General features: G+C 38.5%; 22 protein-coding genes and 2 pseudogenes. 5 read left to right on the forward strand and 19 right to left on the reverse strand.

The window, feature by feature from the left end:
• The first annotated feature begins 52 nt into the window (after positions 1-52).
• Both ACLV7W_RS06890 and ACLV7W_RS06895 read left to right on the forward strand, forming a co-directional pair.
• Positions 53-1,404 (forward strand): IS3 family transposase gene (locus ACLV7W_RS06890; RefSeq protein WP_411865250.1). Its coding sequence is split into 2 segments (ribosomal slippage): positions 53-494 and positions 494-1,404, totalling 1,353 coding nucleotides; the frame shifts between segments, so codons are not numbered across the junction.
• Positions 1,405-1,503: 99 nt separating this feature from the next.
• The gene (locus ACLV7W_RS06895) at positions 1,504-1,857 is read left to right on the forward strand and encodes a helix-turn-helix transcriptional regulator (RefSeq protein WP_001227347.1); all 354 of its coding nucleotides are present in this window, start codon (positions 1,504-1,506) and stop codon (positions 1,855-1,857) included.
• Positions 1,858-1,916: 59 nt separating this feature from the next.
• Here the strand turns inward: ACLV7W_RS06895 and ACLV7W_RS06900 are convergent, their stop codons facing one another.
• From ACLV7W_RS06900 to ACLV7W_RS06940, 9 genes are all read right to left on the reverse strand, one after another.
• Positions 1,917-2,084, reverse strand: a complete 168-nt coding sequence (locus ACLV7W_RS06900; RefSeq protein ID WP_000336323.1) for a cysteine-rich KTR domain-containing protein — start codon at positions 2,082-2,084, stop codon at positions 1,917-1,919.
• Between the two features lie 118 nt (positions 2,085-2,202).
• Positions 2,203-4,122 (reverse strand): tetracycline resistance ribosomal protection protein Tet(M), encoded by a 1,920-nt coding sequence (gene tet(M) / locus ACLV7W_RS06905; protein ID WP_130884523.1) that lies wholly within the window; start codon positions 4,120-4,122, stop codon positions 2,203-2,205.
• A 318-nt stretch (positions 4,123-4,440) separates the two neighbouring features.
• Entirely contained in the window at positions 4,441-5,376 is a 936-nt protein-coding gene (locus ACLV7W_RS06910; protein ID WP_061638197.1) for a conjugal transfer protein, read from the reverse strand.
• Entirely contained in the window at positions 5,373-6,374 is a 1,002-nt protein-coding gene (locus tag ACLV7W_RS06915; RefSeq protein ID WP_000769868.1) for a lysozyme family protein, read from the reverse strand. Before ACLV7W_RS06915 ends, ACLV7W_RS06910 begins: the two co-directional genes overlap by 4 nt.
• On the reverse strand, positions 6,371-8,548 hold the full coding sequence (locus ACLV7W_RS06920; protein WP_000804748.1) for a CD3337/EF1877 family mobilome membrane protein: 2,178 nt from the start codon (positions 8,546-8,548) through the stop codon (positions 6,371-6,373). The genes ACLV7W_RS06915 and ACLV7W_RS06920 overlap by 4 nt, the downstream gene beginning before the upstream one ends.
• Positions 8,549-8,550: 2 nt before the next feature.
• Complete coding sequence (locus ACLV7W_RS06925; protein WP_000331160.1) at positions 8,551-10,998, reverse strand: ATP-binding protein; 2,448 nt, start codon at positions 10,996-10,998, stop codon at positions 8,551-8,553.
• Positions 10,982-11,374 carry a conjugal transfer protein gene (locus ACLV7W_RS06930; RefSeq protein WP_000723888.1) on the reverse strand — a complete coding sequence of 131 codons (393 nt, stop codon included), beginning with the start codon at positions 11,372-11,374 and terminating at the stop codon, positions 10,982-10,984. The genes ACLV7W_RS06925 and ACLV7W_RS06930 overlap by 17 nt, the downstream gene beginning before the upstream one ends.
• Positions 11,375-11,462: 88 nt before the next feature.
• Positions 11,463-11,960, reverse strand: coding sequence for an antirestriction protein ArdA (locus ACLV7W_RS06935; RefSeq protein WP_000342539.1), 498 nt, complete (start codon positions 11,958-11,960; stop codon positions 11,463-11,465).
• 116 nt (positions 11,961-12,076) lie between these two features.
• The gene (locus ACLV7W_RS06940) at positions 12,077-12,298 is read right to left on the reverse strand and encodes a hypothetical protein (protein ID WP_001009056.1); all 222 of its coding nucleotides are present in this window, start codon (positions 12,296-12,298) and stop codon (positions 12,077-12,079) included.
• Between the two features lie 179 nt (positions 12,299-12,477).
• On the opposite strand from ACLV7W_RS06940, the gene ACLV7W_RS06945 reads away from it, so the two are divergent.
• The gene (locus ACLV7W_RS06945; RefSeq protein ID WP_000019067.1) at positions 12,478-13,725 is read left to right on the forward strand and encodes an ISL3 family transposase; all 1,248 of its coding nucleotides are present in this window, start codon (positions 12,478-12,480) and stop codon (positions 13,723-13,725) included.
• Between the two features lie 256 nt (positions 13,726-13,981).
• On the opposite strand, the gene erm(B) is transcribed toward ACLV7W_RS06945, so the two are convergent.
• The 5 genes and pseudogenes from erm(B) to ACLV7W_RS06970 form a co-directional block, all read right to left on the reverse strand.
• The gene (gene erm(B), locus ACLV7W_RS06950; protein ID WP_001038795.1) at positions 13,982-14,719 is read right to left on the reverse strand and encodes a 23S rRNA (adenine(2058)-N(6))-methyltransferase Erm(B); all 738 of its coding nucleotides are present in this window, start codon (positions 14,717-14,719) and stop codon (positions 13,982-13,984) included.
• 124 nt (positions 14,720-14,843) lie between these two features.
• Complete coding sequence (locus tag ACLV7W_RS06955; protein ID WP_001865637.1) at positions 14,844-14,927, reverse strand: 23S rRNA methyltransferase attenuation leader peptide; 84 nt, start codon at positions 14,925-14,927, stop codon at positions 14,844-14,846.
• A 48-nt stretch (positions 14,928-14,975) separates the two neighbouring features.
• Positions 14,976-15,143 (reverse strand): MLS leader peptide, encoded by a 168-nt coding sequence (locus ACLV7W_RS06960; protein ID WP_000502600.1) that lies wholly within the window; start codon positions 15,141-15,143, stop codon positions 14,976-14,978.
• A 48-nt stretch (positions 15,144-15,191) separates the two neighbouring features.
• A pseudogene (gene mobT, locus ACLV7W_RS06965) lies at positions 15,192-16,394 on the reverse strand (MobT family relaxase); the annotation flags it as partial.
• 22 nt (positions 16,395-16,416) lie between these two features.
• Positions 16,417-16,521 (reverse strand): annotated as a pseudogene (locus ACLV7W_RS06970) (conjugal transfer protein); the annotation flags it as partial.
• Between the two features lie 59 nt (positions 16,522-16,580).
• Between ACLV7W_RS06970 and ACLV7W_RS06975 the strand changes: the two are divergent.
• A protein-coding gene (locus ACLV7W_RS06975; protein WP_142358424.1) for an IS3 family transposase occupies positions 16,581-17,932 on the forward strand; the annotation gives its coding sequence in 2 pieces (ribosomal slippage) (positions 16,581-17,022 and positions 17,022-17,932; 1,353 coding nt in all).
• An 81-nt stretch (positions 17,933-18,013) separates the two neighbouring features.
• Here ACLV7W_RS06975 and ACLV7W_RS06980 read toward each other — a convergent pair.
• The 3 genes from ACLV7W_RS06980 to ACLV7W_RS06990 are packed head-to-tail and all read right to left on the reverse strand — an operon-like array spanning position 18,014 to position 20,144.
• Positions 18,014-19,399, reverse strand: a complete 1,386-nt coding sequence (locus ACLV7W_RS06980) for an FtsK/SpoIIIE domain-containing protein (RefSeq protein ID WP_000813488.1) — start codon at positions 19,397-19,399, stop codon at positions 18,014-18,016.
• Positions 19,400-19,427: 28 nt separating this feature from the next.
• On the reverse strand, positions 19,428-19,814 hold the full coding sequence (locus tag ACLV7W_RS06985) for a YdcP family protein (protein ID WP_148876440.1): 387 nt from the start codon (positions 19,812-19,814) through the stop codon (positions 19,428-19,430).
• A 15-nt stretch (positions 19,815-19,829) separates the two neighbouring features.
• The gene (locus tag ACLV7W_RS06990) at positions 19,830-20,144 is read right to left on the reverse strand and encodes a YdcP family protein (protein ID WP_000420682.1); all 315 of its coding nucleotides are present in this window, start codon (positions 20,142-20,144) and stop codon (positions 19,830-19,832) included.
• Positions 20,145-20,677: 533 nt separating this feature from the next.
• Here ACLV7W_RS06990 and ACLV7W_RS06995 point away from each other — a divergent pair.
• Positions 20,678-21,961, forward strand: coding sequence for a uracil-xanthine permease family protein (locus ACLV7W_RS06995; RefSeq protein WP_050089512.1), 1,284 nt, complete (start codon positions 20,678-20,680; stop codon positions 21,959-21,961).
• A gap of 52 nt (positions 21,962-22,013) precedes the next feature.
• Here ACLV7W_RS06995 and ACLV7W_RS07000 read toward each other — a convergent pair whose 3' ends face one another.
• Together ACLV7W_RS07000 and ACLV7W_RS07005 are read right to left on the reverse strand one after the other, a co-directional pair.
• Entirely contained in the window at positions 22,014-22,772 is a 759-nt protein-coding gene (locus tag ACLV7W_RS07000; RefSeq protein WP_411865681.1) for a CPBP family intramembrane glutamic endopeptidase, read from the reverse strand.
• 152 nt (positions 22,773-22,924) lie between these two features.
• Positions 22,925-23,821 (reverse strand): DMT family transporter, encoded by an 897-nt coding sequence (locus tag ACLV7W_RS07005; protein WP_411865682.1) that lies wholly within the window; start codon positions 23,819-23,821, stop codon positions 22,925-22,927.
• Positions 23,822-23,825 lie beyond the last annotated feature (4 nt).

Genomic DNA, 23,825 nt, shown 5'->3' on the forward strand with positions numbered 1-23,825 from the left:
CTGCACCCCAAAAGTTAGACAGAAAAAATCTAACTTTTGGGGTGTTTTTATTATGAAATTAACTTATGATGATAAAGTTCAGATCTATGAACTTAGAAAACAAGGATATAGCTTAGAGAAGCTTTCAAATAAATTTGGGATAAATAATTCTAATATTAGGTACATGATTAAATTGATTGATCGTTACGGAATAGAGTTCGTCAAAAAAGGAAAAAATCGTTACTATTCTCCTGATTTAAAGCAAGAAATGATTAATAAAGTCTTACATGAAGGCTGGACTAAAGATAGAGTTTCTCTTGAATACGGCCTCCCAAGTCGTACGATACTTCTTAATTGGCTAGCACAATACAAGAAAAACGGGTATACTATTGTTGAGAAAACAAGAGGGAGACCAACTAAAATGGGACGTAAACGGAAGAAAACTTGGGATGAAATGACAGAACTAGAGCGACTCCAAGAGGAGAATGAACGCTTACGTACTGAGGTGGCTTACTTAAAAAAGTTAAAAGAGCTGGAAGACAGGGACGAAGCCATACAGCGAGAAAGGCAGAGACAATTAGAGAAATGGCTTCAGGAGGATTTCGACTAGATTTACTTCTTGAAGTGACTCGTTTACCTAGCTCAACTTACTATTATCAGTTGAAGGAACTAGATGGGCTTGACAAAGATAAAGATCTTAAAGCTGAAATTCAAGCTATTTTTACTGAGCACAAAGGAAATTATGGCTATCGCCGAATAACTCTTGAATTGAGGAATCGTGGTCATATAGTAAACCATAAGAAGGTCCAACGTCTGATGAAAATCCTTGGTTTAAGTGCTCGAATTCGCCGTAAACGAAAGTATTCTTCCTACCAAGGAGAGATTGGCAAGAAAGCAGAGAATATCATTCAACGCCAGTTTGAAGCATCGAGACCAATGGAAAAGTGTTATACGGATGTGACAGAGTTTGCCATTCCAAATAGCACGCAGAAATTGTATTTATCGCCTGTTTTAGATGGATTTAACAGCGAAATTATTGCTTTTAATCTTTCTTGTTCTCCTAATTTAGAACAAGTAAAAAAGATGTTGGAACAGGCCTTCACAGAGAAACACTACGAGAATACGATTCTCCATAGTGACCAAGGTTGGCAATACCAACACGATTCTTATCATCGGTTCCTAGAGAGTAAGGGAATTCAAGCATCCATGTCACGAAAGGGCAACAGCCCAGACAACGGTATGATGGAATCTTTCTTTGGCATTTTAAAATCCGAAATGTTTTACGGTTATGAGAAGTCGTTTCAGTCGCTTAAGCAATTGGAACAAGCCATTGTAGACTATATCGATTACTACAACAACAAACGAATTAAGGTAAAACTAAAAGGACTTAGCCCTGTACAATACAGAACTAAATCCTTCGGATAAATTAATTGTCTAACTTTTTGGGGTCAGTACATATAACACGTTTTTCTATACCTGTTTTTAATTCAGTAGGAACAATAAAATGTATAGAGGTGGTCTACTATGCGTAAAAAAGAAGATAAATATGATTTTAGAGCCTTTGGTTTAGCCATTAAAGAAGCTCGATTGAAACGAGGTTTAACTCGTGAACAAGTGGGAGCATTGATTGAAATTGACCCACGGTACTTAACTAATATTGAAAATAAAGGGCAACACCCCAGCATACAAGTTCTTTATGACCTTGTATCGTTACTTCATGTTTCCGTTGATGAATTTTTCTTACCTGCTAATAACTTGGTAAAAAGCACCCGACGATTACAGATAGAGAAATACATGGATAGCTTTACAGACAAAGAACTATCCTTAATGGAATCTTTAGCCAGCGGTATCAACGAAGCAAGAAACATCGAAGACTAATTAAAAGAATCCATACATAACGGAAAGAGCCGATAAAATGAGATTGTATTAATCTCATTTTATCGGCTCTGCGTCTTTGCGTCTGGCTCTGTAATCACAGTTACTTTGAACTGCTTTATTTCAATTAAATTTTCTTGTCTGCATTTCGGACAATAGAGGGGGAATTTTTTTAATTCAGTATCTTCCCTTATCTTTAATCGTGTTTTATTTCCACATACAGGACACAATATCCACTTGTAGTTTATAATAACTATCTCCTCCTTTACACTTTAATTCAAATCTTTATTAAAAAATATTTCATCTTATTTAACAAGAAACCATATTTATATAACAACATAAAATACACTAAGTTATTTTATTGAACATATATCGTACTTTATCTATCCGACTATTTGGACGACGGGGCTGGCAAACAGGTTCACCGGTAGTAACATGGTACCCTTTTAACTCTGTTAAACAAACACTACGTCCATTTGTAAAGAAAGTTAAATCACTACGATATTCTTGAATACACCGAGCAGGGATTTCTCCACTAAGAATGACCTCATTATTTTTCAATTGAGTGTCTACGATGTTCGCACAATATTTAGGAGCATCGTTGTATGCTCGTGAAAGATATTCCTGTGGCGCATAAATTTTAAAACTAAGATATGGCTCTAACAATTCTGTTCCAGCTTTTTTTAAGACTTGTTCCAATACAATAGGAGCAAGCATCCGAAAATCTGCTGGGGTACTAACAGGGCTATAGTATAAGCCATACTTAAAACAGATTTTACAGTCCGTCACATTCCAACCATACAATCCTTGTTCACAGCCATAGCGTATCCCCTCCATAACTGCATTTTGAAACGATTGATTTAAGTATCCAAGAGAAACCGAGCTCTCATACTGTACTCCGCTCCCTAATGGAAGCGGTGCTACAGATAGACCAATGGAAGCCCAGAAAGGATTCGGTGGAACTTCGATGTGAATGGTATACTCTGCTTTTTTTAACGGTCTTTCCATATAAATGACTGTAGGCTCTTTTATTTCTATCTCCACATGATACTTTTCTTGCAGCAGAGCACAAGTCACTTCCATTTGTACTTTCCCTAAGAAAGAAAGTATGATTTCATGTGTCGCAGAATCCACATAATATCGCAGAAGCGGGTCACTGTCGGAGATTTCTAAAAGTGCATCAAGTAACATTTCCCTTTGTTGAGGTTTGCTCGGTTCAACAGTCGTTTGCAGCAGAGGGAGGGGATTTTCAATTCTCTCTCTCTGTGGCAATAGCTTTGTATCTCCAAGAACACTATTTAACTTCAAAAACTCATTCTGCAAAATAACAATTTCCCCGGAATAAGCCTTATCAATTTTACATAATTCACCATTTATTGAAGTATACATTTCTGTAATTTTTATTTTTTCCTTTTCCGATATTCTAACCGAATCTCGCAAATGCAGTACGCCACTATAAAGACGTATATATGCAAGACGCTGTCTTTTTTCCGAATACTCAATTTTGAAAACTTTTCCGCAAAGTTCAGACTGACCTCGATGTGTTGATGAATAAAATTTATTCGTAATCACTTCTATAAGGTTATCAATCCCTATATTGTTTTTTGCACTTCCGTGATAAAGAGGGAACAGAGAACAATTCTGAAATCTTATGCTTTCCTCTTGTTCGAGTTCCAATGCTTCTAATGATTTACCGGACATATATTTCTCTAAAAGGTCATCGTTTCCCTCTATTACCGTATCCCATTGTTCAGATTCGGTAAAGTTCGTCACACACATATTAGGATACAGTTCTACCTTCTGTTTGATTACAATTTCGGCAGAAAGTTTCTCTTTAATATCCTGATAAACCGTTGATAAATCAATTCCATTTTGGTCAATCTTATTGATAAAAAAGATTGTGGGAATCCCCATTTTCCTAAGTGCATGAAATAATATACGAGTTTGTGCTTGTACGCCATCTTTTGCAGAAATCAGTAGAATTGCCCCATCTAAAACTGATAATGAACGATATACTTCTGCTAAGAAATCCATATGTCCTGGCGTGTCTATGATGTTCACCTTCGTATTTTCCCACTGAAAAGAGGTTATTCCTGTCTGAATTGTAATTCCTCTCTGACGTTCTAAAAGCGTATTATCCGTCCTCGTTGTACCTTTGTCCACGCTTCCTAATTCTGTAATCGCTCCACTGTTATATAATAAGCTTTCTGTTAAGGTAGTTTTTCCTGCATCAACATGAGCTAAAACTCCAATATTAATAATTTTCATGTGATTTTCCTCCATTCAAAAACCCAAAAGGGCATAAAAAGCATACAGATATTCTCCGGATACTTTAGAATCACATGATAAAGGTATTCTTAAACTGGGTGCAAAAAACTAAGCCCTCCTAAAAAAGGACATCCAATTATTTGTTCCCACTATCAAATTGACAGTTTATTTAAGAATACCTTGCCGCATATTTATTAACTCCTTTTAAATAGATACTTAAATAATAGCACGTAAGAGCATATTTGTCAAGGAATCTCCAATTTTTTATCAAAGAGAGTACGTGATTACAAAATAGCTGTAATAATGTACCAATATTTGTTATTCTATAATCTTCCAATTACTCCCGTTCTTTTCAAGTACCAAATCAAATTGAGATACCTGCGTTGCTTTGGTCTGCTGGTCGATATACTCCACTGTCAGCGATACCGTGACTTGATTATCCTTACGATTGTAAATAGGATTTACCAGTTCTTGAAAGATGTACTCTTTTCCGATTGGTTTTAATATCCCGTCATTCACATAGTAGGAAAGTTCACTGGCTGTCGCTGTAGGATAGAGCTTGAAGAACGTCGTTAAAAACTCATTGATTTCATTGGTTGTAATGGAATCAACCGTACCCTCACTTTCAATAGCTTTTGGTTTATAGTCTGATTTCTTTGGTATGCTAGTAATGGTCGGATTCTTAATGAGGACCATATTTCCAGTACTGTCTACATAGACACTCACTATATAAGCAGAGTGGACGGTCTTTGTATTTTCCCCCTCTGTAATGAGTTGGTCTACACTGTAGGTTACATTAAACTCATTGTCGCCAGTTGGCTCTACCGTCCATATCTGAAATCCTCTTACAGAAGACGATACAGGAATATCTTTGCGTACTGTATCAACATTGAGAGCTTGAAGTTCATCTGTCAGATAGCCTTTTAGACTTTCCATTCGATTATCAATGGACTTATCGGATTGCTCCCATGAATAGTAGACTTTCGCAAAGTTCTCTACAAAATTTTCTACATGATGAGTATCAACGTATTCCTTTTCTATGATAGTTGTTTCGTGAATAGTATGAGTATCTATAGCTGTAAAGTGCTTGAATATCGCAAAGCTGAAACTAAGCCCTAAAAGTACCCACAAGGCAATCACAACCTTTTTATGAGGATTGACCTTATAGTAGACACGAGGTTTCTTTTCCTTTGGTATCTGTTTTTCTTTATTCTGATTTTTTCTAAATTTCATCATTAAATCTTCCTTTCTCATTGTTTGATTCGTCCTGCTCCCACTAAATGCTGTTGCCAGTAGGGGCTTGTTAAGTCGGCATAACCGATTGGGTCGCCTGCATGAAACATACGGTTATTGCCAAGGTATATCCCAACATGAGTAATATAAGAGCCAGCGTTATAGGTAGAATGAAAGAAAACCAAATCGCCAGCTTGTGCTTCCGATAGTGGGATATGCTGGGTCACATCATATTGCTGTTGTGCGGTTCGTGGTAAGTTAATTCCAGCTTTTCCATACGTCCATTGTGTCAGTCCGCTACAATCAAAAGAAGTAGTCGGGGAAGCTCCACCGTAAACGTATCGCCAGCCCTCATATTTCAGTGCTTCGTCCATGATGGCTTGTACCGTATCATCATCAAACTCTGTTGTGACAAGATACTGCGTTACCAGTTGCACATAAAACATATTGCCATAGTTGTATCGCCAGCCCCCATTGATAGGTATGGCTATGGGATTGGGGTAAGACACTTTTTCGCCACCTGAATACTCTTTTGAGAAACTTTGAGCCAGTTCAAAGGTATATTTATTTCCACGATTAGCCACATACCCTAAGAAACCACCACCATAATTGTAGGACTGGATAACCGATTCTAAATCTACACTGAGCCTTTCGCTACTGGCTAATAATTCACTGAAATACTTCACACCTTGCTTAATGGATTCTTCTGTACTCAATGAATTAGGTGGAAGACCGAGGGATTCCGAGGACTGCATAACATCTTCCGCAGTACCGCCCGATTCCACCTGTATAATCGCAAGAAGTATGTTGACATATTCTTCAACGCCATATTCTTTGGCATATTTTTCTACCATAGGCTTATGAGCCAGCACTTCTGCGGAAACATTCACACCTCCATAATGAATATTGGAAATTCCGCTGTCCTGTTCATCTGAAAATAAAATGGCAACAAACAGAAGCAGTGAGAAGACCATCAAGAATAATCCAGAACCACCAATCACTAAAGTTTTCAACTTCATGGTTTCTTACCGACTTTCTTAATGGTGGCGGTTTTGATTGGTGGTCTACTTCTTGTATTTTGTAGTGGTACTCTTTGAACAGTAGACGGACGTTCTTTTGTGATTGGACGTTGTGAAGTTCTATCTGCTGTAGTGGTTGAAGTTGCTGGCTTTTGAACGGTTTTTTCTTGAACGGTATTGCCTTGGCGTTCCACTTTTGGACTTGAAAAATCGGACTTAACTGCTGGACGCTCTTGTTTGGCTTGTTGAGATTCCTTATATGAAGTCTGAATATTAGACTGTTTTGAGGTCTGTTCATCATGATATTGTTCTTGTCTTGTAGTCGGTCTTTCATGAACAGAAGAAGCAGGCTGTTTTTTCTGTTTGACCTGTTCCATTTCAGAGCGACGCTTCGCAATGGTTTTTCGCCTTTGTTCCTGCTGTTCCTTGCGTCCACTGGCTCTGTCCGCTTTGGTTTGAGAAATACTACTGGTTAAATCACGGACATTCTCTTTTACTTTGGATTTTCCTTGATATACTGCATATCTTGCATTGGTCGGCAAATCTTTAACCTGTTCTTTCAAACCACTAGCAGTGTCTACCATTCTGTCTTTGGTATCAGCTACTGTACCGATGGTTTGACCGATACGTTTTCCAAGTGTTGATTTTTCCTTTCCGTCTGGTCGGGAGTGATCTGCTTGTGTCCTTGCAGAACTCCCCGAACCCGACTGTCCTTTTTTACCTGTAACAATGGCAGACCCAGCCCCTAGAGTAGTCATGGAACGTCCAAGTTTCCGCTGTAGACGGTGCATGTGAGCGTGCATAAGCATACGAGGTTTTCTCATCACACGACTTCCCACACTTTGAGAATCGTTACTCTGTAGAGAAAACATACTCATTAAATCGCCCAGCTTGAAGTAGATTCCTGCAAAGGTCACAATCTGTAGAAAAGCAATCAAAAAGAACGGATAACCAGCCGATAAGGTATAGAGCATGGTTGAAATACTAAATGCTGTCGTAATAATCAATGTGATTCCAGCTCGTGTCAAAATGGTATTAAAGAGCTTTGTTATGGCTCGTTTTGACATACCATCAAATGATGGAATCATGCTTAAAATAAAGCTCACAGGCAGAAACATAGCATAGATGATAAAAAGTACCTGCGAGAAAATCATGATTCCTGTTAATAGGAATACAAATATGGAAATCCCAATATTGAAGACAAATAGGAAGAAGACTGTACCTAAACGGTTAATGGTCTTTGTAATGGTTAGATTGGTATTGCTTCTGTCTTCAATTTCTTCCGCAACAATTTTTTCTCTGTCTTCGCCATTGTTGGAATCTGGGCTGGTGGAGAGCAGGCTTTCCACACGGTCAATACCGATACTTTCAATGTCTGAACTGTTGTATTGAAGCAGTAGCCACGGTTGCTGAACCTGTATGGAAAACAGGCTATCTCTGATTAAGTCCACGCTGTCCTTGCCTTGACTATCGGAATGGGGCATGACAATCTTCGTGCCAAGTGATAAACTGGCATTACTGATGTCTGATGAAAAGTCATTGATTTTTTTAATGTAGTCGGGAGCGTAGGCAATAAAGGAAGCCGATAGGATAAACACCAGCACAAAATTCATAATGGCATGAATTGCCTTTGTGGTTTCTCTCTTTATCAGTCCCGTATAGGCAACATAAACCCCAAGAACCAAAATCAAGAGTAAGAGGAATCCAACATAGAAACCCTCTGTTGAAAATCCGTTTGCACTCACACCAGCTAAGGTCTGCATATTCTTACCAATGGAATCTGCTGTAGCGGAAATGAAGTCTAAGGAATAGGCTTCCTGTACTAAGTAACCTGTCGCATTGGAAACATACAAACTGATTGTCCAAATAAAATTGGTAATGGCATATAGTCCATACATGACCTGTTTTCCAATCCCGTCCGACCAGTTCCACGGAAGCCAGCCCCAGCTATTATCCACATAAAAATCCAGTTGATAGTTTTCAAGTGGGTATCGGCTGTATTCATTTGCCACATTGACCGTATCATCTACCAAGCCCGCAGCTTGAACCACCGTTCCCAGCATGGCTAAAAGAAAAATGGCAATCACAAGTGTGAAAGCCACTGTCATTGCCACTTTACCTAGACGTTTCAGCGTCCAGTTTGATTTTATTCTGTTTACTATTGATGGTTTCACATTTACACCTCTTTTCGCACAGGTGGTCTGGTATCAAAGGCATGGAGCAGTTCTTCAAATACAGGGTGGAACTGTATCACACCGACACGACCATATAAATCACTGATAAGGCATTGCCCGTTTTCCAAATCACGCAATCGCTTCTGATTGTTTTCGTCCTCTGGGTCTACACCAAAAAAGGCTAAGGTCTTTTTAATCTCGTTAAGGTCAGTGGAACGAAATGCAAATTTTAAGCCGAGGTTATTTTTCAGTTTTTCATCTAAGAGGTCGTCTGTATTTTGGGTCACGAAATATACCCCAGCGTTCATAGCACGACCAGCCCGAACCAGCTTCATAGATAGTGTTTTTCCTTGTGCTACCTGTAAAAAGCTCCATGCTTCGTCTAAATCTACAATCTTGAAAATGCTTCGGTCTGTATGGATAAAGTCTAAAGCAAAGGTACTAATGACAATCAGCATAGCAACGGATAAAAGCTCCATAGTGGTATATTCCTCAAAGGAAGTTTCCTTGTCGGGAAGTACCAAGTCCGCAACCTGTATAATGTTCAGTTGTTTTTCTAAGCTGATAGACTGCTCCACATAACCATTACTGAATAATAAATGTGCAAAGTCATAGTCTGTAAAACTTTCGATATGGTCGGCTATACTGGTACTTAGTGGCGTATTCTCAACCCGTAATTCCTCAATCACTTTCATCAACCCTCGTACTTCACTATTGGTTACTGCACGAATGGCTTTTCTAAGGATTGGGAAGCGTTCCCCATCACGAGAGGAAATCCCCGTAAGGAATGTCAGAATATCAATAGCCAGTGATTCAGAATCTTTGGGATTTTTCATAATCACATAAGGGTCAAGTAAGCCTTTGTTTTTCTCATCAGAAGTCAGAGTGACGATATTGATTTCATGGGAAATCTCTGGCAAGGTTTCTTTCCATCTGCCACGTTCTGCTTTTGGGTCTACAATCACTGCTTGTGCCCCATAAAGCACCGCATAATAGACGATAAGGTTATTCGCAAAGGATTTACCACCACCCAGCGAACCAACAAAAGCCGACGCTAACGCATTGGTTACTGAACCCTTAACCCCTTGACTGGCAAGAGCAGGTTTCAGATAGACATTGCGTCCAGTATCTAAGCTGTAGCCAACATAAATCCCCTCATTTTCCCCCAGCATTTGAGTAGCACCAAAACCTAAACCAGCGAGGAAATCAGAGGTCACGTATTGAATATAATCATTCATATAACGCTTGCTGGCAGGTAAAAATTCTTCATGTAAGCCGAGCATATCCCCAAATGGTCGTACCAGTTTTACGCTTAAATCGTCATAAAAATCTTTCACTTCATTACAACGACGTTTGAGTTCGTCAAGATCATTTGCTGATACCCTTACCACATAAGACAGCTTGTACATAGATTCCTTGCTTTGGTCTAAATTGGTTTCCAGCTCATTCACACTTTCCAGAGCTTCCGCCACATTGGAGCTGGTTTCATTATCACTTTGCCAAGCGTGGTTATCCAAGTCTTTCAGTTCTTTCTTTTTATTGCGGACAGTAGATAGGGCTTTACGATTCGCTACAATTTCCACATTCATTGACGTATCAATCGGGAATGTAAATTGCTGTTGCTGGTAGTAGAAGATTTCAGAGGACGGGAAGTCCAGTTCTCCGACAATGCTGTTAATGGTAAAGTAAGCTACATAGACGGTTTCATCTTCCTGCTGGATTTTCAAATATCGCTGTTTTTCTTCCACCAAACAGCGAGTAGGCTTAATCAAGTCATAGTATTTAATCAGCGTTTCATTATCCAGCTTTTTCTTTGATAGATGGTACTCATACTCTTCATAGGCAGTGCCTGTCTGTCCGTAAAGGTGTTCAATCAGATAGCCGAAGTCGTCCTTATCTAACCTGCGGATTTTGAAACGACGAGAGATTTTATTTTCTAAGAGCTTTTCCATCTTCTGAAAACGCAGGATTTCATCATTACTCATACTAACAAAATCGCCCATCAGCTTATGGTTCACATCATAGACAAAATCAGACAAAGCATTTTTTGCTTCAACGGTAAGACTTTTCATAGAAAACTCCTGATCGTTGAGAAGCAACTTAAAGCCGATAAAGAAACGGTAGTTCACTTGATTTTCGCCAATCATGGATATTAAAGCGTCTGTCTGTTGGTCGATTTTGTCATAGGCAACCGCTTTGAGCTTGCCAGTGACTTCATTTTTGGAACGCTCTTGTGCAGAACGTATGCTGGATTCTGTACTGATTTGTAAAGCATGAATTTTGCCATCACGATTTTGTGCGATAAGCTGTCTGAAAGAATCATGCACTTGTATTTTCTGTTCTGGACTTAGAAATGAGTAATTGTAAGGAACAAGCTCATAGTAAGCATAACATTCCCCGTCTTTATTCCAGACGAGATTGTTTTCAATGTATTTAATTGGATATGCCATAAAATTCACTCCTAACTGCTGTAATGGCTTCTTGTGGCTGGTTTCTGCCAAGCGTTACTTTTTTTCCTGCATAGGTCAGCTTTGGTCGCAGTGCATAAGCAATGACAGACTTCAAAAATCCATAAGGCTTTTTACCATCAAAAGTTTTTGTAGACATAAACCATGTGAAAGCCACAGGAATCCCAAAGTATTTGAGAAATGCTCCCTCTATCATGGAAAGAGGGGGCAAGTTGCCAAGTATCATCACTGCAAAGAGTGACACGACAAACCATGTCATTTGCGTAAAGGTTATGGGAAACGGAAGTCTAAAATCATTGATAGAATACAGTACCTTTTCCACAGACCAGATACTGGTATAGCTTCGTATTTTCTTCATGTAATCAATCCTTTCATAAAAAATAGGGGTAGCTGATTGAGCCACCCCGTAAAATAGAAAATCTGCCAGTAGTAATGTACCGACAGATTTAATAGACGATTTCAAAAATCCCATGATTGGTTGAGATAAACGTTCCTGAAAGGTCTAAATCCCGACCATAGGCTTGATAATCAATATAGTTTTGAAGACTAGCTGGTACTTCGCCTAAAGCACCCGTTTCTTCAATGTAGTAGCGTGCCACGTCATACATATCATCACAATCGGAATGAATGATAATATCCTCTTGATGTTCGCTTAGTTCTTCAATGCTTGAAAAATGAGTGAGCAGAGCAGATAGCTCCGATTGTAATTCTTCGGGTAATTCCGATACCATTTCCCATAGTCGATTGAGTTCGCCAATGGAAGTGTATTCGTCAACCGTAAAGGGTAACTCGTAGTCATGAATGGCGTATTCCTCATATTCATCATTCAAGCCGATTTTCTCTTTGACTTCCTCAAAGTCAATGGGAAAGGTAAACCACGCACCGACCAATTCGCCCTCATTGTATTTGCCTAAATTCGCAATATAGACTTGCATATCGTCCATATATTCACGTCCTTTCTTTGTAGAGATTCAAAAATCCCTACCGCACTTCGTTTGGTGTACCATTCCTTTGCGGAACATAAGAAAACCACTTATATTCCACAAAAGAACGGTTTTATTTAAGCACCAATAATGCGATTGAATAGCTCTAGTAAAATGTCTTTTACTCCAGCAGCGTTGAAGACTAAGCCAACCGCAATAATCGCAATAATTAAAAAGCCAATCAGTTTGCTAAACTCACGCTTGAAGCCAAGATACAAGCCAATCACAACGATTGCTAAAAGCACCAGTGATTGAGCGTTTGATAGAAACCAGTTATAAAGGTTTTGTCCAAAATTCATAAAAATGTTCTCCTCTCTATATTCAATGAATTTGTATTTGAGTTATTTTTTTGGGGTATACACTTTCTGGTATGGATAGAGATTCCATGCCAGATTTTTTTATACAAAAAAGAGGACATTTGCTGTCCCCTCGTTATACAATCAATTCACCACAAAAATCATGAAAGAAGGTTAAACAAATGTCCCATAATGATTCTATCCTAAATATTCTTGGAATTAAAGATAAAAATATTAAAATTATTTCTGTTGAAGAAGCTGAACACAACAACGATTCTGTTAAAGAGTATATAACGCTAATAACAGCTACTCTTTCTTATCCGATTAATCGTTGTCGTAACTGTGGCTTTCCCACAGTTAATAAGGATGGCTTTCGCAAAACTCATGTACGACTGGCAAGTTTAAATGGGAGAAGATATGAACTAGAGCTTCGTAAACAACGCTATAAATGTAAATCATGCCATACTACTTTTGGTGCTATTACTAATTTAACCAAAGAAAATCAAACCTTATCCAGTGATCTCAAAAATCAAATCATGCTTTTAGCTCGTAAAGGCTTATCTGGTCAGCTTATTGCTGAAATGTGTCACTGCTCTCCTAGCAGTGTTCGTCGAACAATCTTAGAGCGCATGGAACCACACTATCGTGTGGCTAAGTTGCCTAAGCATCTATGTTTTGACGAGTTTCGTTCAATTAAGTCTGTGATGTCCTTTATCTGTTGTGACGCTGAAACCCACCAAATTGTCACAAAGTTACAGGATCGTCTATCACCTACCATTGTTGATTATTTTGAAAGTCGTTATTCAAAAGCCGAACGCGAATGCGTTCAATCAGTTGTAATTGATTTAAATGCTCAATATCAAAGTTTTATCTATCGCCTTTTCCCTAATGCCAATATCATTATTGATCGCTTCCACCTTGTACAATTAGCTGGTCGCGCTTTGGACAATTGTCGTATCTCTATCCTAAAGCAACTTGATAAACAGAGCCAAGAATATAAAATTATGAAGTCACATTGGAAGCTATTCCATAAAAAAGCTGAAGATCTTCACCCTGAAGAAGTAGTTTTTCTTCGCGGCGTTAAACAATATATGACTCGCCAAAATGCTGTTGATCTCATTACTAGTAAATTTTCCAAGTTCGCTGAAGTATACCAAACTTACCAAGATATCACGAAAGCCCTAAACGAGCGCAATAGTGAATTACTAGAGTCAACCATCTTAGACTACCAAAAAACCAATACAGAAATGGATACTGCTATTCAAACCCTTCGTCAAAACAGAAAATATGTCTTAAATAGCGCTAAATTTGAATACTCTAATGGTCCTTTAGAAGGCATCAATCGCAAAATCAAAACCCTAAAACGAACTTGTTATGGTTTTGCCAATCAAAAATTTTTCTTTTTAAGAATCGATTGTATTTTTTCGTAAAAAAATACCCCCTACATTTTCGTAGGAAGTATTTTTAGTCAACCATACCAGTTGACAGATATCCCACTTAGGACATTTTCCTACAAGGGGTCCCGAGCGCTTAGTGGGAATTTGTACCCCTTATCGATACAAATTCCCCGTAGGCGCTAGGGACCTCTTTAGCTTCTTGGAAGCTGTCAGTAGTATATCTAATAATTTATCTCCATTCCCTTTAGTAACGTGTAACTTTCCAAATTTAAAAAAGCGACTCATAGAATTATTTCCTCCCGTTAAATAATAGATAACTATTAAAAATAGACAATACTTGCTCATAAGTAATGGTACTTAAATTGTTTACTTTGGCGTGTTTCATTGCTTGATGAAACTGATTTTTAGTAAACAGTTGACGATATTCTCGATTGACCCATTTTGAAACAAAGTACGTATATAGCTTCCAATATTTATCTGGAACATCTGTGGTATGGCGGGTAAGTTTTATTAAGACACTGTTTACTTTTGGTTTAGGATGAAAGCATTCCGCTGGCAGCTTAAGCAATTGCTGAATCGAGACTTGAGTGTGCAAGAGCAACCCTAGTGTTCGGTGAATATCCAAGGTACGCTTGTAGAATCCTTCTTCAACAATCAGATAGATGTCAGACGCACGGCTTTCAAAAACCACTTTTTTAATAATTTGTGTGCTTAAATGGTAAGGAATATTCCCAACAATTTTATACCTCTGTTTGTTAGGGAATTGAAACTGTAGAATATCTTGGTGAATTAAAGTGACACGAGTATTCAGTTTTAATTTTTCTGACGATAAGTTGAATAGATGACTGTCTAATTCAATAGACGTTACCTGTTTACTTATTTTAGCCAGTTTCGTCGTTAAATGCCCTTTACCTGTTCCAATTTCGTAAACGGTATCGGTTTCTTTTAAATTCAATTGTTTTATTATTTGGTTGAGTACTTTTTCACTCGTTAAAAAGTTTTGAGAATATTTTATATTTTTGTTCATGTAATCTCTCCTGAAGTGATTACATCTATAAACAAATACAGAAGTTAAACGATTTGTTTGTAATTTTAGTTATCTGTTTAAAAAGTCATAAGATTAGTCACTGGTAGGAATTAATCTAACGTATTTATTTATCTGTGTAATCACTGTTTTTAGTCTGTTTCAAAACAGTAGATGTTTTATCTACATTACGCATTTGGAACACCAACATGACGAATCCCTCCTTCTTAATTACAAATTTTTAGCATCTAATTTAACTTCAATTCCTATTATACAAAATTTTAAGATAATGCACTATCAACACACTCTTAAGTTTGCTTCTAAGTCTTATTTCCATAACTTCTTTTACGTTTCCGCCATTCTTTGCTGTTTCGATTTTTATGATATGGTGCAAGTCAGCACGAACACGAACCGTCTTATCTCCCATTATATCTTTTTTTGGATATCTGTCAACTGGTATGGTTGACAGATATCCTTTTTTTGTTGTTATCACGTCCTGTTCTTTTACTGACTGTTGCTTCAAAATCTGCTTGTGTCGGTCTGTCAGTTTCGCATGGTCGAGAATGTCTTTTACAACCTGCGTCTGGTTGATTTCATCAAGTTTAATCGCAACCTTTAAGGTCGGGGCAACTTGATGAGATAGCCAGTTCAGCGTCCTTTGGAAGGAGTAAGGCTCTGGTTTTGTGGTTAGTTTTAATCGTTCACGATTGTTCCCAATAAACCAAGCCCATTCTTCATTCAGTTTCCAATCAGAACGAGGTTTGGAATCGTCTTTATCTACAAAACGGATATACCGATTGATAATTTTAAAGGCGGTATGCTCTGGATTGTCATAGACGAGTAAATCACGGACTGCATAATAGGCACGCTCATTTTTCAATCGAATCTCAAAACGGTTTTTTACTTCTGCGTCTTCAATGGGAATATCATTTTTCTTGTACTGCTCGTAGTCCTTTTCATAGATACAGAAATAAACTTCACTTTGTAATGAACCGATATAGAGGGTGTTTCCCATACATTCCTTTTCCTCTTTGCGTACCAGTTCGCCACTGCGATAGCTTTTAAAACTGCGGAAGACGGAGATACATTCTTCCTGTTGGCACTTTTCAGTGAGTACAGGGATATTCAAAATCCCTGTCTTATCGTTAATGGCAAGGTCAAGGCGTTTCATCACACCGCCAGCCACCAAAACGTCCATAAAGAACTCATACCAGCTTCTTTGTTGTGCCAGAAGATAGCTTTCAAATTGTCTGCACCCACGACCTTTCAATTCCACCAGAACTCCTTTGTCCAGTTCATGGGAGCAAAGGACGAATATGTCGCCTAAAGCATAATGCTCTGAATAAGAATAGAAACCATAGTCCTCATGAAGAAAATAGGACAGTTTCAGTTGTAAGATGTTTTCGACCACCTGCTGTACGTCTGTTGTCGGAAAGCGAATCCTTACATAATCAAACAGCATTTCAAGGGGAGCGTCGGGATTGAAGCGTTCCAGAGCTTCCCAAAGGGACTGCTGTAAATCCTCTGATGGCTTGACTTTTCCTGTTTCAATATCGCTTAGATACTGCCTTGTAATACCAGTCGCAACAGCTAAACGGTTTTGAGATAGTCCATAAGCCAAGCGTTTTTCTTTTAAATGCTGTAACCAAGTTTGTTCATTCAGTAAAAATCCCTCCAATCAAAAAGGCGTATGTCAACTTTTAAAGCCCATTTGACATACGCTGAAATTTTGTAAATCCCTTGTAACCAAAGGATTTTCTAATGTTTTTTTGACTGTTTCCTGTCGATTTGTACCCCCCTGTTAGATTGAACTGCACCCCAAAAGTTAGACAGAAAAAAATCTAACTTTTGGGGTGTTTTTACTATGAAATTAACTTATGGTGATAAAGTTCAGATCTATGAATTTAGAAAGCAAGGTCAAAGATTCAAACAGCTTTCGAAAAGATTTGGTGTGGATGTTTCTGGTCTAAAATACATGGTGACATTGATTGACCGTTATGGAATAGAAATCGTCAAAAAAGGGAAGAATCGTTACTATTCCCCAGAATTAAAACAAGAAATAATCGATAAAGTTCTGCTGGAAGGTCGTTCACAAAGAAGTGTAGCTTTGGATTATGCTTTGCCTGATCGTTCGCTGTTGAAAAATTGGCTGGCGCAATACAAGAAAAACGGGTATACTATTGTTGAGAAAACAAGAGGGAGACCAGCTAAAATGGGACGTAAACGAAAGAAAACTTGGGAAGAAATGACAGAATTAGAGCGACTTCAGGAGGAGAATGAACGTCTACGTACCGAGGTGGCCTACCTAAAAAAGTTAAAAGAGTTAGAGGAAAGGGACGAAGCCTTAGAGCGAGAAAGGCAGAGACAGTTAGAGAAATGGCTTCAGGAGGATTTCGACTAGATTTACTTCTTGAAGTGGCTCGTTTACCTCGCTCAACTTACTACTATCAGTTGAAGGAACTAGATGGACTTGACAAAGATAAAGAGCTTAAAACCGAAATTCAGGCCATTTATAATGACCATAAAGGAAATTATGGCTATCGTAGAGTTACTCTTGAACTAAGAAATCGCGGTTTTGTGGTGAATCATAAAAAGGTCCAACGTCTGATGAAAGTCCTTGGTTTAACAGCTCGAATTCGTCGGAAACGAAAGTATTCTTCCTATCGAGGAGAGATTGGCAAGAAAGCAGAGAATCTCATTCAACGTCAGTTTGAAGCATCAAGGCCAATGGAAAAGTGCTATACCGATGTGACAGAATTTGCCATTCCAAATAGCACACAGAAACTCTATTTATCGCCTGTTTTAGATGGCTTTAATAGCGAAATTATCGCCTATAACCTTTCAACTTCACCAAACTTAGAACAAGTGAAAGCTATGTTAAACCAGGCCTTTACAGAGAAACACTACGAGCATACCATTCTCCATAGCGATCAAGGCTGGCAATACCAACACGATTCTTATCATCGATTCCTAGAGAGTAAGGGAATTCAAGCATCCATGTCACGCAAGGGCAACAGCCCAGACAATGGTATGATGGAGTCCTTCTTTGGCATTTTGAAATCGGAAATGTTTTATGGTTACGAGAAGCACTTTAGGTCTTTAGAAGACCTTGAACAAGCTATTGTAGACTATATTGATTACTACAACAATAAACGAATCAAAGTCAAACTAAAAGGACTTAGCCCTGTGCAATACAGAACTAAATCCTTTCAATAATTATTTGTCCAACTTTGTGGGGTCAGTACAGATACGGGGGGTTAAGTGCTGGCGTGGCTATTGCCACACCAGCCAGCAAGATCAGTCCACACCTGCGACTTCCGCTTCGCACGTCGCCTGCGTGGACTGTCTGCTGTTGGATAACTTTTTAATTTCCTCCAAGAAATCATATCCTTTTGGTACAAGGGGAGTATAAAACTCTGATATGACACTTGTTCCTACATCAACATAGCCACGACCTTTGATTCGCTTTAAGAAGAAATCCTTTTGTACGTCACTGCCAAACATCATGCCATAGCCCATTTCAGACATACGACCTAAAGCCACTCTGAAATTAAACTGATCACGGATTCCGTCGCCTAAATATTTTGCGTCTGGACGTTGACAAGCCAGTATTAGAAAGAAGCCAGCTTGACGACCTAACATGACAATCTGTTTCAGCTTATTCATAACTGCGGTGTTTTCTTTTGTTCCCAGCATTTCCATGAAAGCGACGTATTCATCAAAGATTAAGAAGTGTGCCGGGAGACCTAAGTAAGCATAATTTTTGCCAGTCTTATAGTTCTTCATCTGCTTCATTTCCTCACTACGTTTCATCATTTCTTCATAGAATGTTTCAATGCAAGAAAGCAAGTCTTCTTTTCTATAGTAGACATTTGCCATCACAGAACCTAAGTCCGCAAGGTCAGCATTTTTCGGGTCAAGAATATACAGTTTTGAATCTGTATGAAGCAAGGCTTCAATCAGTGTCAGTATAAAGTAAGTTTTACCGCCACCTGTACCACCAGCAATCAACATATGAGGGAGCTTATCATATTCCCACCATACGTTTTTCATTAAGCGAAGTTTACCATCTTTAGCTTCTACTTCATCAATAGAAATACGACTGGCTATGGTGTCATAGAGCAAAGTATATTCCACATAGGAATCCTTTAACTCTTTATCCGTCAGCTCACAGTACAAGCCACTCTCTAATTTCTTTTCCAAGTGTAAGAGTTGGTCTTGATATTTTCCCAGCGTGATTTCCACCCGTATCTGTATCAAGCCATTTTTAAGTCGATAATACATTTTAGGGAAGTAGGTTATCTTTTCCTTTGTACGACCAGCACTATCTTTAAAGAAACCCTCTGTTTTGACCTGTTCAGATTCATACCACTTGTTTTCAAGTATCATCTTTGCCAGTTTTTGACGGTGGTAAAGTTGTTTAACCGTATCATAGCGAACCCGTTTGAATACAAACGCTACCAGCAAGCAGATAAGAATTGCGACACTGAAACTGATAATTAAATAGGGAATGTCAATCTTATCTGCTTGTGATAGGTTAAAATCCTGCCAGTTGATCTGCTGGATTGTCTTCACATGAAACAGTCCGACAACCAGCAGGAAAACAGGCAGGAGTGACGCTATCGTAAAATGAAAGACTAAATCTTTACCAGATGGGCGAATCCTTTTACCACGCTGTTTCATGCGAAAAAGTCTCCTTTCTACCTAGCGACTATTTGTCTTGTGTCGGTTCTTTCTTTGCTTGTGGTTGAGCTTTGAATGAACTAGAATCCTTTGTCAGCACAATATCGTCTGCCTTGATATACCAGTCAACATCTGCTCCTTGATAGGTGGCAGTAGCAACGGTGTCCGCAATGGGATTGATAAGTTCCACCCGTGCGTTATAATCAAACTCTTTCAAAGGCAAGCTGGCAGGAATACTTACTTGAATCATGCGTCCTTGTCCTTTGGATTTTAAGTCATAGGTACGTTCCTTGATTTCATCTGAAACCGACCCGTCTTCATTTTGGATTCTCACTTCACGACGTAGAGCAGAGAATTTCAATTCTCCAAAAGTCGTGTCTTTATCTAATACAATGCCATTTGCTAATCTCATCATTTTTCCTCTCTTTCTTTATTCTTTTATCATGTCGTCAGCATGTAAAAGGTAATTTGTAAAACCACGAGTGCCGATTTTGTAGCCCTCTGCGGTAATACGTGGATTGACTAACTTCACACGTTCCTCAAAGCCGAAATGTTTTTCGCCAGCTTCAGCAGGAAGCACCACCACAATATCATCTGCTCTTTGAACATCAGAATAGAGATTATAGCTTCTTGATAAGACAGTTAGCCGTCCGTTGATTCTTCGCTGAACGACTTTATCCTCGCCAGCAAATTCTAAATTGCCGAATGTTTTTTCCATGTTGGGAATCACAAATTTAAGTTCCATATTTTTACCTATCCTTTCTTTTTTATTGGCTGAATGAATGTTTGATGGTCTTAAAGAGTGGGGAACGACCTTTTGATTCTTGATTTTTTGTTTTCATAAGTTCACTTCCTTTCAAAATCGGGTAAAAAAATAGACACCTCATTTTTTGAAGTGTCTACCTATTAAATATTCAAATTTTATTGGAAGTATCTTTATATCTTCACTTTTCAAGGATAAATCGTCGTATCAAAGCTCATTCATAAGTAGTAAATTAGTAGTAAATTGAGTGGTTTTGACCTTGATAAAGTGTGATAAGTCCAGTTTTTATGCGGATAACTAGATTTTTATGCTATTTTTAGTAAAAAAATATTTACAAAGTTTGTAATTTTTGCTATACTATCACAAGCAAAGGTTTTTAATGTCATCCCGTGAGGTGACGAAGACACAGAAATATTTGAAACTCTTTAAAGTCTAGATTTTAAAGAAGTCTTACTCTGAGGGCCTATTGCTGTAAAATAATGGGCTCTTTTTTGATGCCCAAAAGTGAGGTTTATATGAAACAAGAATCAACTGTTGATTTGTTACTAGACGTTGACCAACGTCCTTCGGCTGGAAAAGGAATTCTCCTTAGCTTCCAACACGTTTTCGCTATGTTTGGTGCGACCATCTTGGTACCATTGATTTTGGGAATGCCTGTATCTGTTGCCCTTTTTGCTTCAGGTGTTGGGACACTCATCTACATGATTTCAACTGGTTTTAAAGTTCCAGTTTATCTAGGTTCTTCATTTGCCTTTATCACAGCTATGTCACTTGCTATGAAAGAAATGGGTGGCGATGTATCTGCTGCCCAAACAGGGGTTATCTTGACTGGTTTGGTATATGTCCTTGTTGCTACCAGCATCCGATTTGTAGGAACAAAATGGATTGATAAACTCTTGCCACCAATCATTATCGGTCCTATGATCATCGTTATCGGTCTTGGACTTGCAGGTTCAGCTGTTACCAATGCAGGTCTTGTAGCAGACGGAAATTGGAAAAATGCTCTTGTAGCCGTTGTTACGTTCTTGATTGCTGCCTTTATCAATACAAAAGGAAAAGGCTTCCTACGAATCATTCCTTTCCTCTTTGCCATTATCGGTGGTTACCTCTTCGCACTAACTCTTGGCTTGGTTGACTTTACGCCTGTCCTAGAAGCTAACTGGTTTGAAATTCCTGGTTTCTACTTGCCATTTAGCACAGGTGGTGCCTTTAAAGAATACAATCTTTACTTTGGTCCAGAAACCATCGCTATCTTGCCAATCGCTATCGTAACAATTTCTGAACATATCGGAGACCATACTGTTTTGGGTCAAATCTGTGGTCGTCAATTCTTGAAAGAACCAGGTCTTCACCGTACTCTTCTTGGTGACGGTATCGCAACTTCTGTTTCTGCCTTCCTTGGTGGACCAGCCAATACAACTTACGGAGAAAATACAGGGGTTATCGGTATGACTCGTATCGCTTCTGTCTCAGTTATCCGTAACGCTGCCTTCATCGCGATTGCCCTTAGCTTCCTTGGTAAATTCACTGCCTTGATTTCAACCATTCCAAATGCTGTACTTGGTGGTATGTCAATCCTTCTCTACGGAGTTATCGCCAGCAACGGTTTGAAAGTCTTGATCAAAGAACGTGTTGATTTCGCTCAAATGCGTAACCTAATCATCGCAAGTGCTATGTTGGTACTTGGACTTGGAGGAGCTATCCTTAAACTTGGTCCAGTTACCCTTTCAGGTACTGCCCTATCAGCCATGACAGGAATCATCTTGAACTTAATCTTGCCATACGAAAATAAAGACTAAACGTCTTGACACAAAAAGTCCGCTCAGACAACTGAGTGGACTTTTCTAATTTTTAAGTCCCCCAAGCAACCAATAGATAGATCAGGCTAGAACCAAACATATCTGCTAAAGCATGCATGAGAAAGAATGGAAGGAGATTTTTAATTTTATATTTGTATAAGAAATAATAGAATAAGCCATAAACTACACCGATTACCAAAGCCCATACTAATCCTTGATAGGTGTGGAAGGAAATACGAATACTAGTAGAATAAATCAAAATCAACCACTTGTGTTTTTCCTTCACTGAAGTTAACAAACCTAGAAAGAAAAACTCTTCATAAAATCCATTTAGCAAGGCATAGGCAATCGCTATCGGGCTGAGAGCTAAGAACTTTCCTATTATTTGCGTGAAATCTATATAGGCAAAAAGGTCTGGATTAAAGTAATTGTATTTACCAGTGAGAGTTGTAACCAAGTCTCCAAACAATCCCACTAAAGCAAATATAAATGGAACCCAAAAGATAATGGACCAATTCCAGCGAATAGGAAGCTGTTTAAAATCATAATTTCGAATCAAAAGATAGAGTAAGGTCACAGTCAGTAATATAGCTTGCAGGGTAAAATTACTAAAATAAGCCGCACCTTCGCTTGCAGCCTGTCTAACTGTCCCTACTGTACTTGATGCACCCGTTGGAAACGTATTTGCTAAAAATAGCTCAGTTGAACGAATTATAGACTGACCAAACATTATGATCGTAATAATCACAATGTCAAACCATCTCAAGTATTTTTGAGGTTTAGATGGATGTATTTTTTTAAAAATATTCATATTTTCTCCAGGTATTCTATACTCATATAAATATTTTAAGAAAAAAGGCTTAAACTTTTATAAAATTTCATTAATTCATTTAGATTTAAAGACGTTTACTAGTAAAAATAACCCCTCTTTAAGAGTGGCTATCATCTACTTTCATTTTTTGTTTATTTCTCTAAGAGTAAATCTTTCAAAGAAATCAGAGTTACAGCAAACAATATCATTGCCATACCAAGAAAATCAATAGGATAAAATTGTTCATTCATGATTAGGAAGGCAAAGAAAACCGCTGAAATTGGTTCAATAGAAGCTAATAAACTTGACTTGACCGGTCCAATCAGACTGGCTCCTTTTAGGAAAGCTGTATAGGCAAAGACAGTCCCAATAAGGATAATGCCTGCAAAAGCAAGAAGAAAATCAAGACTAGTTGGGATAGTAGTCTGTAGAACCCCTGTAAAAGGAAGGGCGATCAAACCTGCTATGACCATTCCCACACCAATGACCAAGCTACTCCCCCACTTCTTAATCAAGGCTATTGGCAAAATGATATACAGAGCATAAGTCCAGGCAGAAAAGAGACCCCAGAATAGGCCAGAAGGTGTAATGGATAACTGGTCAAGTTGCCCATGGGTCGCAATGAGGAAGGTCCCTCCAATGGCTAATATGATGGAAATAATCTCTGCCAGGGTCGGTGCCACCTTATCCTTGATACAGCTATAAATCAAAATCCCAACAGGACAAACATACTGAAGCACCGTTGCGGTCCCTGCATTGGTTTCCTGAATAGCAGTTAGATAGGCAAATTGATTGAGGAAGAGGCCAATCAGTGCAAAAATGAGAAGTGACAGCAAACTCTTTCTATCCTTTAAAAAGGCCAGCATTTTATCCTTTGCAGTAGCATAAGCCAAGAGCATGAGAATCCCACCAGCGATTAAAAGGCGCAAGTTGGTCAAGACCAGAGCAGAAATTCCATGTGCCATCAAGTATTGGCCACTCGTTCCTGATAAGCCCCAAGCAATACCAGCTACAACTGTTAGTAAAGTCCCTTTTAAACTGTTTGACATGTCT

Source organism: Streptococcus mitis (genome assembly GCF_965111735.1).
Lineage (GTDB): Bacteria > Bacillota > Bacilli > Lactobacillales > Streptococcaceae > Streptococcus > Streptococcus mitis_DR.